The following is a 12,633-nucleotide window of genomic DNA, read 5'->3' as shown; positions in this document are numbered from 1 at the left end:
CTGCTCGGCTGGAATGGCGATCGACTATCCCTTGTGGTGGACCTGCTGCAGGCCGTAGACCGGTGTCGCGATGCCTTCGTGCCGCGCCTTCAACTGCAGCGACAGGAACTGCGAATAGTGGCGTGACTGATGCAGATTGCCGCCATGGAACCACAGCGCTTCCTGTTGCGTCGGCTTCCACATGTTGCGCAACTCGCCTTCCCATGGGCCGGGATCCTTGGTGGTGTTCGAGCCGAGGCCCCAGCATTTGCCAACCTTGTCGGCGACGCCCTTGGAGATCAGATCGGCGGCCCAGCCGTTCATCGAGCCGTAGCCGGTGGCGTAGACGATGAGGTCCGCGGGCAGTTCCGACCCGTCGCTGAGCAGAACCGAATGCTGCTTGATCTCTTCGACGCCGACGCCGCTCTTCAGCTTGATCGAACCATCGATGATCAGCTGTGAGGCGCCGACATCGATATAATAGCCAGAGCCGCGCCTCAGGTACTTCATGAACAGGCCGGACTCGTCGTCGCCCCAGTCGAGCATGAAACCGGCGTCTTCCAATCCCTTGTAGAACGCCGCGTCGCGTTTCTTCATCTCGGCATAGGCCGGGATCTGGAACTCGTGCAGGATCTTGTAGGGCAGCGAAGCAAAGATCAGGTCGGCCTTTGCCGTGGTGATGCCGTTCTGCACCGCCTGCTCCGAATAGAGCGAACCCAGTCCGATTTCCATCAACGTGTCGGATCTGGAGATGTGGGTACTCGAGCGCTGCACCATGGTGACGTCGGCGCCGGCTTCCCAAAGTGCCGCGGCGATGTCATGGGCGGAATTGTTGGATCCGATGACAACGGCCTTCTTGCCGACATAGGCGTCGGGTCCGGGGTGCTGCGAGGAGTGATGCTGATCGCCCTTGAAGTCTTCCATGCCCTTGAATTTCGGCATGTTGGCCTTGCCGGATTGTCCCGTCGCCAGCACCAACTGCTTCGGCTTCAGCGTGATGTCCTTGCCGTCGCGGTGGACGACGATGGTCCACTCCTTTTTCTTCTCGTCATAGGAAGCGCTTTTGGCCTCGGTTGAGGACCAATAGTTCAGCTCCATCACCTTGGTGTACATTTCCAGCCAGTCGCCGATCTTGTCCTTGGGCGAGAAGACCGGCCAGTTCTTGGGGAAGTCGATATAGGGCAGATGGTCGTACCAGACCGGGTCATGCAGGCAGAGCGACTTGTAGCGCTTGCGCCAGCTGTCGCCGGCCCGCTCGTTCTTCTCGATGATGATGGTCGGCACGCCCAGTTGCCGTAGCCGCGCGCCAAGCGCGATGCCGCCCTGGCCGCCGCCGATGATGACCGTGTAGGGCTGCGTCTTGAAGCCGAGTTCGGCCGCTTCCTTCTCGCGCTCTTCCTTCCATGTCGGACGGTTCTTGCCCGAGCCGTGTTTGGCGCCCATCGGCCGCGCGAAACCCGCCGGCTCCTCGTGGCCTTTCAATTCGACCATGGTGGTCAGCAGCGTCCAGATCTTGCCGTCCTTCAGCCTGACATGACCGAAACCGCGTGCCACCTCCGTCTCGAAGCTGATCCAGCCCTCGATCAACCCGCCGCTCTTGGTCGCATCCTCGCCCTTGGCGATGGCAAAGTGTGACGGCCTGGTTTTCGACAGCTGGCTTTTCAGCATGTCGCGAACCTGGTCGCGGCCTTCCATGGTCTTGATGTTCCAGGTGAAGGTGACGAGGTCGCGCCAATAGCAATCCTCCTGAAAGCAATCGACCGCTTTCTCGATGTCATTGGCGGCCAGGGCGGCGCCGAATTGGTCGAGCAAGTCGGACAGTTTCTTGCTAGGGGCCTTGTCGAGCATCAGGTTTCCTCCCGTGAAATCCAGATCGTCATGGTGGCTCCGCCGGACGTGCCGGCCGGACGATCAAGTATCGGCAAAGATAGCGGCCCTCGTCACGCCCCGCCATAGTTTTCAGCGGTTTCAACGGCTTATCCGAAGCCGCGATTTCCAAAATACGTTGCGGCGGCGGCTGAACACAGCTCATGCCTCAGAAACGGCGGCAGCAAAGACAGTACCCACGCTCCGTCGTGGCACCGAGCCATGGAACGCCTTCATTGCCGGCGCGACTTTTTCCCGTTGACAGGGTGCCTTTCCCGCCCTTAGTGTCCGCCACCATGAAAACGGCACTCATTCTCGTAGGAAAGCGCATGGGCAAGGCGGTGTAACCGCCGGGCGAACCCCCCCCATGCGCAGACACAGGCTCCCTCGGGAGCCTTTTTTATTGCCTGAAACACGACTAAACGACCAGCAATCGCCAGATGGCGGACAGTACGGGACCAGACCGATGAGCAACGGACAGAACGAGCGGCGCGAAATGACGGGCGCCGAAATGGTGGTGCAGGCGCTGAAGGACAATGGCGTCAAGCATGTCTTCGGCTATCCGGGCGGCGCCGTCCTTCCGATCTATGACGAGATCTTCCAGCAGGACGAGGTCGAGCACATCCTGGTGCGCCACGAACAGGGCGCCGGCCATGCGGCGGAAGGCTATGCGCGCTCGACCGGCAAGGCCGGTGTCATGCTGGTGACCTCCGGCCCCGGCGCCACCAATGCGGTGACGCCGCTGCAGGACGCGCTGATGGATTCGATCCCGCTGGTCTGCCTGACCGGGCAGGTGCCGACCTCGCTGATCGGCTCCGACGCTTTTCAGGAATGCGATACGGTCGGCATCACGCGTCCCTGCACCAAGCACAACTGGCTGGTGAAGGACGTCAACGAGCTTGCCGCGACCATCCACGAGGCCTTCCATGTCGCGACCACCGGCCGTCCCGGTCCGGTCGTCGTCGACATCCCGAAGGATGTGCAGTTCGCCAAGGGATTCTACGTCCCGCCGCAGATCGCGCCGCGCACCAGCTACCAGCCCAAGGTCCAGGGCGACCTGGAAAAGATCAAGGCGGCGGTCGAGCTGATGGCCGGCGCCAAGAAGCCGATAATCTATAGCGGCGGCGGCGTCATCAATTCCGGCCCGGAAGCAAGCCACCTGCTGCGCGAGCTGGTCGATCTCACCGGTTTCCCGATCACCTCGACGCTGATGGGCCTCGGCGCCTATCCGGCATCGGGCAAGAACTGGATGGGCATGCTGGGCATGCACGGCACCTATGAAGCCAATATGGCCATGCATGATTGCGACGTGATGATCTGCATCGGCGCGCGTTTCGACGACCGTATCACCGGGCGGCTGACCGCGTTTTCGCCGAACTCGAAGAAGATCCACATCGACATCGATCCGTCGTCGATCAACAAGAACGTCCACACCGAGGTGCCGATCATCGGCGATGTCGGCCGGGTGCTGGAGGATATGGTGCGGCTGTGGCGGGCGAGCGCCAAGGCCGACAAGAAGGCGCTCTATCCCTGGTGGGAGCAGATCGCCAAATGGCGCGCGCGCGACTCGCTCGCCTACAAGATGAACAACGACGTGATCATGCCGCAATACGCCATCGAGCGGCTCTACGAACTGACCAAGGGCATGGACACCTACATCACGACCGAGGTCGGCCAGCACCAGATGTGGGCGGCGCAGCACTATCACTTCGAGAAGCCGAACCGCTGGATGACGTCGGGCGGGCTGGGCACGATGGGTTACGGCCTGCCGGCCGCACTCGGCGTCCAGATCGCGCATCCCGACGCGCTGGTCATCGACATCGCCGGCGATGCCTCGGTGCAGATGACGATGCAGGAGATGAGCGCTGCGGTGCAGCACGACGCACCGATCAAGATCTTCATCCTGAACAACCAGTATATGGGCATGGTGCGGCAGTGGCAGCAGCTGCTGCACGGCAATCGGCTGTCGCATTCCTATACCGAGGCGATGCCGGACTTCGTCAAGCTGGCGGAGGCCTATGGCGGCCATGGCATTCGCTGCGAGAAGCCGGACGAGTTGGACGACGCCATCAAGGAGATGATCTCGGTCAGGAAACCGGTGCTGTTCGATTGCCGGGTCGCGACGCTCGCCAACTGCTTCCCGATGATCCCGTCGGGCAAGGCGCACAACGAGATGCTGCTGCCCGACGAGGCGACCGACGAGGCGGTGGCCAACGCCATCGACGCCAGGGGCAGGGAACTGGTGTAGCCGTCAGAACGGGGGCAGGGCTGTCGCGAGAAGCCGTGCGCAAATAGAGAATTAGATCCAAGAGCTTGAAATCGAGATTCATGTCATGAACGCACAGCTACAGCCGACCGGTTCCGCTTATTTCATCGCCAAGGAAACCGAAAAGCCGGAAAATCACACGCTTTCCGTGCTGGTCGACAACGAGCCGGGCGTGCTTGCCCGGGTCATCGGCCTCTTTTCCGGGCGGGGCTACAACATCGAAAGCCTGACCGTCTCCGAGACCGAACATGAGAAGCACCTGTCGCGCATCACCATCGTGACGCGCGGCACGCCGCATGTGCTGGAGCAGATCAAGCATCAGCTGGAGCGCATCGTGCCGGTGCACCGCGTCGTCGACCTGACCGTGCGTTCGCACGAATCCGGCCAGGAGCGGCCGCTGGAGCGGGAACTGGCGCTGGTCAAGGTGGCCGGCACCGGCGAGGCCCGCGTCGAGGCACTGCGGCTGGCCGACGCCTTTCGCGCCAGCGTCATCGACGCCAACACCGAGCATTTCATCTTCGAGATCACCGGCAAGGGCTCCAAGATCGACCAGTTCATCGCCATCATGAAGCCGCTCGGCCTGGTCGAAATCTGCCGCACCGGCGTGGCGGCGTTGAATCGCGGCCCACAGGCGATGTAAGTCCGCCGCACCGACAGTCTTGGCGGGGCGCGCCTGGTCCGGCCACGAGCCGGCCGCTGGCCTTTGCGCGGACCTCACGAAGCGACAATAATGCTGACATATCTGGGAGGATACCATGTCGCTTGACGCATTCCTTGCCCTGCTTGTCTACGCTTTCGTGACCTCGATCACGCCGGGGCCGAACAACCTCATGCTTCTGGCATCGGGTGTGAATTTCGGCCTCGTCAGATCGGTTCCACACATGCTGGGCATCAGCATCGGTTTCCTGGTGCTGCTGGTTGCCGCGGGTCTTGGCCTGGGCGCGGTGCTTACGGCTTTCCCGGCGCTGCACACCGGATTGAAGATCGCCGGCGGTGCCTATCTGCTCTATCTCGCCTGGAAGATCGCCATGTCGCGCTCACTCAGCGGCAAGGGCGAGGTGAAGGCACAGCCGATGCGCTTCATCGATGCGGCGGCATTCCAGTGGGTCAATCCGAAGGCATGGGTGATGGCGATCACCGCCATGGCCGTCTACGCCAATCCTGAGCGTCCATTCCTGTCGGTGGTGTTGATCGCCGTGGCCTTCACCGTCGTCAATCTGCCAAGCGTCTCGGTGTGGGCGGGGTTCGGCACCGCACTGCGCGGTTTCCTGTCGGACCCGCTGCGGCTGAAATGGTTCAACATCGCCATGGGCGTGCTCTTGGCGGCGACGCTTTGGCCGATGCTGAGGTAGGTCGTGGGGCGCACCATCTGATCGTCGCGAAACGGGATCCGGACTCTCGGTGGGCCGTCCAGATTGGGAGCCAAGCCGTGTTGCACATCCATTGTGCAGTGCACATTAAATCTTCGTAATGCCGTGTTTTGGCCCTTTTCCGACAAAGGCGTGTCCTATGTATTCGGCGTAATCGCGGCAACGGCCGTGATTTGCGTTAGAATAAGAACCATCGGACCACGGCGCGTCGGGTGAAGAGGGCCTTTTGACCATGCGTGGAAAAGCCGTTCTTTCGTTGCTTGCCCTCGCCTGCCTGGCAGCGGCCTGGCTCTATCTTTCGCCTGATGCGCTGGGCAGGGTTCGACAGCTCGTCGGCGCAAGGCAGGTGGCCGCGCCGTCGGACAAACCGGCTGCGGGTTTGGACAAGAAAGCCGCTGGCGCGTCGCGCTCCGCATCCATCCTCTCGGCCGTCGCCTCGACCGCCGATTTCCCGATCCGGCGCTATGCGATCGGTTTTGTCTCCTCTCCGGCCGTCGTCAGCATCAATGCGCGGGTCTCCAGCCAGATCGTCTCGATCGACGTCAAGGACGGGCAGATGGTCAGGGTTGGCGACGTTCTTTTTTCGCTCGATGACCGGGCGCTGAGGGCGCAACTGGCCAAGGACCAGGCGGCGCTCGCCAAGGACCAGGCGATGCTCGCCAGCTCGCGTTCGGATCTGCAGCGCGCCAAGGACCTGGTCGCCAAGCAGGCCGGCACGCAGCAGACCTACGACCAGGCCGTCGCCGCGGAGAAGGCTGCCGCGGCGACCGTCGATGCCGACAAGGCGACGATCGACGCCGACAACGTCCAGCTTGGCTTTGCCACGATCACGGCGCCGATTGCCGGCAGGCTGGGTGCGGTCAATGTCGCCGTCGGCGACCTCGTCACCACCAGCAATGGCAACAGCAGCACGGCCACTCCGCTGGTGACCATCACCCAGATGGACCCGCTGCAGGTCAACTTCAATCTTCCTGAGAGCAACCTGGCGCTGCTGCACAAGGCGCTCGCCAACCCGCGGCAAGGGGCAGTGACGCTGACCAAGGACGGCGACCCGACGCCGATCGGCAAGGGCACGCTCGATTTCGTCGACTCCAGCGTCGACACCGCGTCGGGCACGATCGCCACGCGGGCAAGCATTCCGAATGCCGATCTTTCGCTCTGGCCGGGCCAGTATGTGAATGTCGTGCTCGACGCCGGCATCATGCCGCGGATGACCTCCGTTCCCACGGTCGCGGTCCAGCCCAGCCAGAAGGGGCCGTTCGTCTATGTGGTCAAGCCGGACAACACCGTCGAGATGCGCCCGGTGCAGGTGGCGCTGACCGACGGCGAGAACAGCGCCATCAGCCAAGGGCTGAAAAGCGGTGAGAAAGTTGTCACCGAAGGCCAGACAAAGCTGAAGGACGGCGCCGCCGTGCATGAAGGCAAGGCCGCGGCGGGTGCTGCCGCGCCCAAGGTGGCCGAGGCAGCCAATGCCGGCGAGGCGGCTCGATGATCTCCGAATTTTGCATACGCCGGCCTGTCGCCACCCTTCTGATGTCATTCGCGCTGGTGCTGGGCGGACTGTTCGCTTACAAATTCCTGCCGGTGGCCGCACTGCCCAGCGCCGAATTCCCGGTGGTCAATGTCTCGGCCTCGCTGCCCGGCGCCTCGCCGGAGACCATGGCGACCTCGGTGGCGACGCCACTGATCAAGCAGTTCGCCACCATTGCCGGCATCGATTCCATTTCGACCACCAACTCGCTTGGCCAGACCTCGATCGCCATCCAGTTCGTGCTCAACCGGGACATCGACGCCGCCGCCGCGGATGTACAGGCGGCGATCGCGCGCACGCAAAGATCGCTGCCGCCGCAGATGACGGCGCCGCCGAGCTATCGCAAGGTCAATCCGGCCGACGCGCCCATTCTTTTGATGTCGCTGGTCAGCGACACGGTTCCGCTGACCGATCTCGATGCTTTCGCGGAAAACGTCATCTCGCCGTCGCTGTCGACCATCGACGGGGTGGCGCAGGTCTCGATCTTCGGCCAGCAGAAATACGCGGTGCGCATCCAGATCGACCCGACCGCGCTTGCCGCGCGCGGCATCTCGATCGATCAGTTGCAGGCGGCGATCGCGTCCGCCAACAGCAACACGCCGCTCGGCGTGCTGCAGAACGACAAGCAGCAGCTCACGATCACCGCCAACACGCAGCTCAATGACGCGGCCGGCTTCTCCAACATCATCATCGCCACCAAAAACGGTCACCCGGTGCGGCTGGGCGAGGTCACCCGCGTCGTCGATTCGGTGCAGACGACCACGACCGCAAGTTGGTACGATGGTACCCGCGCGATCATCATGGCGGTGCAGCGCCAGCCCGACGCCAACACGGTCGACGTCGTCGACAAGGTCAAGGCGATGCTGCCGTCCTTCCAGGACCAGATGCCGGCCGCTGCCTCGATCAAGCTGCTCAACGATCGCTCGACCTCGATCCGCCAGGCCGTCGACGATGTGCAGTTCACGCTGCTGTTGACCATCGCGCTGGTGGTGATGGTGATCTTCGTGTTCCTGCGCCGGGTGACGGCGACGATCATTCCGGCCGTGGCGGTGCCGATCTCGCTGATCGCCACGCTCGGCGCGATGTTCCTGTTCGGCTTTTCCATCGACAACATATCGCTGATGGGCCTGACGCTCGCCGTCGGCCTCGTCGTCGACGACGCCATCGTGATGCTGGAAAACATCTTCCGCCACATGGAGGAGGATGGGCTGTCGGCCTTCGATGCGTCGCTGAAGGGCGCGCGCGAGATCGGCTTCACCATCATTTCGATCTCGATCTCGCTGGTGGCGGTGTTCATCCCGGTGCTGCTGATGGGCGGCGTCATCGGGCGCATCTTCAACGAGTTCGCAGTCGTGGTGACGGTCGCCATCCTGGCGTCGATGTTCGTGTCGCTGACGCTGACGCCGATGCTGTGCTCGCGGCTGCTGTCGGTCACGAAGGCCGACCGCGACAAGCATGGCCCTGGCCATAAGCAGGACCTCGTCACACGCGGCTACGACCGGATCTTGAGTTTCTGCCTGCGGCACACCTTCCTGGTGTTCCTCGTCTTCATGGGAACCGCGGCAGCGTCGGTGTGGCTGATCGAGGTCTCGCCGAAGGGGTTCTTCCCACAGGAGGATATCGGCCAGATATCGGTGACCACCATTGCGCGCCAGGACATCTCGTTCGACGCCATGTCCAAGCTGCAAGGGCAGGTCGCCAGCGTCTTCTCGCATTCGCCCTATGTCGACCATGTGGCGTGGTCGGCGGGTAGCGGCAACAATGCGCTCAACCAGGGGCAGCTCTTCGTCCAGCTCAAGGGCAAGGACCAGCGTCCCGATATCGACAAGGTGCTTTCGGATCTGCGCAAGCAACTGGCCGGCGTGGCGGGTATCGAGACCTACATGCAGCCGGTGCAGAACCTGAGGCTGGGCTCACGGTCGTCGGCCAGCGCCTACCAGCTCGTGGTTCAGGGGCTCGATGCCGGCCAGACCGATATTTGGGCGCAGAAACTCAATGACGCGATGGCGGCCGACCATACGAACTTCACCGATGTCACCAGCGACCTGCAGAACAATGCGCTGCAGGCGACGCTGGTGGTGGATCGCGACAAGGCCGCGCAGCTCGGCATCGATACCGACACGCTGCGCTCTGCCCTCTATGGCGGGTTCGGCACCGACCAGGTTTCGACGATCTTCGGTTCGGCCGACAGCTACGAAGTCATAACCGAGCTTGATCCCAAGATCGAATGGTCGCCCGAGCGGATGCTCGCCATCCAGATGAGGACGGCAAGCGGCAGTCTGGTTCCGCTCGGCGCCTTCGCCCGGGTCGAGCGCACGGCAGGCGCCCTGACGGTCAACCAGCTCGGCCAGCTTCCGGCGGTGACGATCTCCTACAATTTGCCGCGGGGCGTTGCGCTGGGTGACAGCGTAGCGCGCATCGACGCGCTCAAAGAGCAGATCGGCATGCCGACGGCTATCTCGACCACCTTTGCCGGCACGGCCAAGACCTTCCAGGATTCGCTGGCCAACCAGGGTCTTCTGGTCGGCGGCGCGATCCTGACCATCTATATCGTGCTCGGCATCCTCTATGAGAGCTTCATCCACCCGCTCACGATCCTCACCGGCCTGCCGTCGGCTGTGCTCGGGGCGGTTGTTGCCCTGCGCTTTGCCGGCATGGATCTGTCTGTCATCGCGGTGATCGGTATCCTGATGCTGATCGGCATCGTCAAGAAGAACGGCATCATGATGGTCGACGTCGCGCTCGAACTGCGACGAGAAGGCATGTCGGCGACCGAGTCGATCCACAAGGCCTGCCTGATGCGTTTCCGGCCGATCATGATGACGACGCTGGCGGCATTGATGGGTACGTTCCCGATCGCGCTCGGCACGGGCGCCAGCGCCGAATTGCGCCAGCCGCTGGGCGTTGCCGTTGTCGGCGGTCTGCTTGCGTCGCAGGCGCTGACCCTGTTCGTGACCCCGGTGATCTATGTCTACATGGAGAATTTCTCGGGCTGGCTGGTCGGGCTATGGTCGAAGCGCAAGGGCGAGCCGAGTCGTGTCGAAGATATCGACCAGCCCTCGCTGTTCAGGGCGAGGGAAGAAATGCTGCCCGAACCGCAGCGGGCGGCCGCCGAATAGAGGCAGGGCCAGCTCCATATGCCGCTGGCCCAAGGCGTTGCGCTTGCGGTGGCAACACCGGAACCGTAATTTGGCGCCATGTCACACGATCATGACCACGACAACGAACTCGATCCGTTTGCAGCCCGCGTGCGCGCGCTGGAGACCATCCTCACCCGCAAGGGGCTGATCGATCCGGCGGCGATCGATGTCATCGTCGATACTTACGAGACGAAAATCGGCCCGCGCAACGGCGCCAGGGTGGTGGCCAAGGCCTGGGCCGACGCGGAGTTTGCCGACTGGCTGAAACGCGATGCGACCGCGGCGATCGGATCGCTCGGCTATACCGGCCGGCAGGGCGAGCATATGCAGGCGGTGTTCAACACCGAGGAGACGCACAACCTCGTCGTCTGCACGCTGTGCTCCTGCTATCCGTGGTCGGTGCTCGGCCTGCCGCCGGTCTGGTACAAGGCCCCGCCCTATCGGTCGCGCGCCGTCATCGATCCGCGCGGGGTGCTGGAGGAATTCGGGCTGACGCTGCCGGCGGACAAGAAGATCCGCGTCTGGGATTCGACCGCGGAACTGCGCTATCTCGTCGTGCCGATGCGGCCGGAGGGCACCGAGGGCTGGAGCGAGGAGCGGCTAGCGGAACTGGTGAGCCGCGATGCGATGATCGGCACCGGCCTGGCGAGGCAGCCGGCATGAACGGGCCGCACGATCTCGGCGGACAGATGGGGTTCGGCCCGGTCGCGCCGGAAAAGGACGAACCGTATTTTCATGCCGCCTGGGAAAGGCGAGCGCTCGGCGTGACGCTGACTGCCGGCGCGATGGGAGCGTGGAACATCGACGAAAGCCGGCATGCGCGGGAATCGCTGCATCCCGCCGATTATTATGCCTCCAGCTACTACGAGATCTGGATCAAGGCGCTGGAGATCCTGCTCAAGCGCCATGGCTTCGTCACGGAGCGCGATCTCGAGGCAGGCACGGCGGTCGATCCGGCAGCGGTGCCGAAGCGGGTATTGAAGGCTGAAAGCGTGCCTGATGTGCTGGCCAAGGGCGGTCCCTGCGACCGGCCGGTGGCGCGGCCGGCGCGGTTCAAGGCCGGCGACCTCGTGCGGACCAAGAACTTCAACCCGACCGGCCACACGCGGCTGCCGCGCTACGCACGCGGCAGGCAGTGTACAATCGAGGCGGTGCGCGACGGGTTCGCGTTTCCCGACAGCAACGCGCATGGGCACGGTGAAAACCCGCAATGGGTCTACACCGTGGTTTTCGAAGGGGCGGAAATCTGGGGCGAGGGGGCCGACCCGACGCTGAGCGTTTCGATCGACGCCTGGGAGAGCTATCTTGAGCCGGCGTGAGGGCCTCGTCGCCGATCTGCCACCGGGCGTCGATGCTCCGGTCTTTGCCGAGCCATGGCAGGCCGAAGCCTTCGCCATGACGGTAGCGTTGCACGACAAGGGCCTGTTTTCGTGGAGTGAATGGGCGCAGGCGCTGTCGGCGCAGGTGAAGAAGCCAGGTGCCGCGGCTGATGGCCATGACTATTACGAACATTGGCTGGCGGCACTCGAAAGCCTGCTTGTCTCGAAAGGGCTGGCCGCCAAGGCGGATGTCGACGCAATGGCTGAGGCCTGGGAACGCGCAGCGCACGCCACCCCGCACGGCAAGCCGATCCTGCTGGAGAACGATCCCAGTCTGACCCGACAGGGTCGTGGCGGCCCGAGCCGATAGGTCGGCAACCCGCCCTAAGGACGTCGAGCGAGATCGCAGGGGAATCGGGTGAGTTAATTATCGTGAGATGACGCTTACGAGGAATTCGTCGTCCCACGCCGCCACTTTTCGTTTCAATCGCAACGAATCCTTTCCAGGCGCTCGTCGTATGAGATTGAGAGCCATGTGTTTTATGGTGGTGAAGTTTGCTGGAGCATGGTCTGTTCGCAGGCGGCACTCGTCATCGCGGAAGACCATGTCGAGCACCCAGTGGAGGCTGTTTTCGACGGCCCAATGGTCGCGGATGAGAGGGCCGATCAGATTGGCGACGAGAACCAGCGAGGTAATGTAGAAACGCGTCTCGCGTTCGATCTTGCCGCCGGCCTCACGGGTGCTCTGGACCATGACGACACTCTTGAGGCCAGGCCATTGATGGCTCTTTTGAAGCCAGTCGACATCGTGGATAACCGTGATGTCTCGGGTCTCGATACGACCGTGGTTACCATCGACCGTGCTGGCGCGGCTCACGGTGGCGTCCTTGAAGTTGCGGGCTTTTTGCTCGGCGGCAAAGAGTTCGACGTCATCGCGCAGCGTGCCCTGATTGCCTTTGAGGGCGAAGATGTAGTCGGCCTTCTTGTCCAGGACCTTCTGGGCGATGGTACGCTGGCAGCCCATGGCATCGATGGTCACGATGGCCCCCTCGATGGCCAGCATGTCCAGCAGCTTGGGAATGGCGAGGATCTCATTGGCTTTGTCCGCCACCTTGACCTGCCCCAGCACCAAGCGTTGACGGGCGGCGAAGGCGGAAACCAT

At 63.1% G+C, this 12,633-nt stretch carries 10 protein-coding genes; 8 read left to right on the top strand and 2 right to left on the bottom strand.

Annotated elements, in window-relative coordinates; genetic code table 11:
• Positions 1-24 precede the first annotated feature (24 nt).
• Complete coding sequence (locus NKG99_RS05830; protein ID WP_352865161.1) at positions 25-1,827, bottom strand: NAD(P)-binding domain-containing protein; 1,803 nt, start codon at positions 1,825-1,827, stop codon at positions 25-27.
• 484 nt (positions 1,828-2,311) lie between these two features.
• Here NKG99_RS05830 and NKG99_RS05825 point away from each other — a divergent pair, with 484 nt between their 5' ends.
• The 8 genes from NKG99_RS05825 (at position 2,312) to NKG99_RS05790 (ending at position 11,841) form a co-directional block, all read left to right on the top strand.
• Entirely contained in the window at positions 2,312-4,093 is a 1,782-nt protein-coding gene (locus tag NKG99_RS05825; RefSeq protein WP_352865159.1) for an acetolactate synthase 3 large subunit, read from the top strand.
• A gap of 85 nt (positions 4,094-4,178) precedes the next feature.
• Entirely contained in the window at positions 4,179-4,751 is a 573-nt protein-coding gene (ilvN, locus tag NKG99_RS05820) for an acetolactate synthase small subunit (RefSeq protein WP_023757090.1), read from the top strand.
• 115 nt (positions 4,752-4,866) lie between these two features.
• A complete protein-coding gene (locus NKG99_RS05815; protein WP_352865156.1) occupies positions 4,867-5,463 on the top strand; it encodes a LysE family translocator in 597 nt (198 codons plus the stop codon).
• Between the two features lie 250 nt (positions 5,464-5,713).
• Positions 5,714-6,973, top strand: a complete 1,260-nt coding sequence (locus NKG99_RS05810) for an efflux RND transporter periplasmic adaptor subunit (RefSeq protein WP_352865153.1) — start codon at positions 5,714-5,716, stop codon at positions 6,971-6,973.
• Positions 6,970-10,131, top strand: coding sequence for an efflux RND transporter permease subunit (locus tag NKG99_RS05805; RefSeq protein ID WP_352865149.1), 3,162 nt, complete (start codon positions 6,970-6,972; stop codon positions 10,129-10,131). The genes NKG99_RS05810 and NKG99_RS05805 overlap by 4 nt, the downstream gene beginning before the upstream one ends.
• Positions 10,132-10,209: 78 nt before the next feature.
• Positions 10,210-10,815 carry a nitrile hydratase subunit alpha gene (nthA, locus tag NKG99_RS05800; protein ID WP_352865146.1) on the top strand — a complete coding sequence of 202 codons (606 nt, stop codon included), beginning with the start codon at positions 10,210-10,212 and terminating at the stop codon, positions 10,813-10,815.
• Complete coding sequence (nthB, locus tag NKG99_RS05795) at positions 10,812-11,471, top strand: nitrile hydratase subunit beta (RefSeq protein WP_352865145.1); 660 nt, start codon at positions 10,812-10,814, stop codon at positions 11,469-11,471. Before nthA ends, nthB begins: the two co-directional genes overlap by 4 nt.
• Positions 11,458-11,841 (top strand): nitrile hydratase accessory protein, encoded by a 384-nt coding sequence (locus NKG99_RS05790; protein WP_352865144.1) that lies wholly within the window; start codon positions 11,458-11,460, stop codon positions 11,839-11,841. Before nthB ends, NKG99_RS05790 begins: the two co-directional genes overlap by 14 nt.
• A 57-nt stretch (positions 11,842-11,898) precedes the next feature.
• Here the strand turns inward: NKG99_RS05790 and NKG99_RS05785 are convergent.
• A partial coding sequence (locus NKG99_RS05785) for an ISAs1 family transposase (RefSeq protein WP_352865142.1) occupies positions 11,899-12,633 on the bottom strand: 735 nt, incomplete at its 5' end.

This window comes from Mesorhizobium sp. M1409, from assembly GCF_040317535.1.
GTDB lineage: Bacteria > Pseudomonadota > Alphaproteobacteria > Rhizobiales > Rhizobiaceae > Mesorhizobium.
The sequence above is the reverse complement of the archived record's forward strand: the minus strand, read 5'-3'. Positions and strand labels throughout refer to the sequence as shown.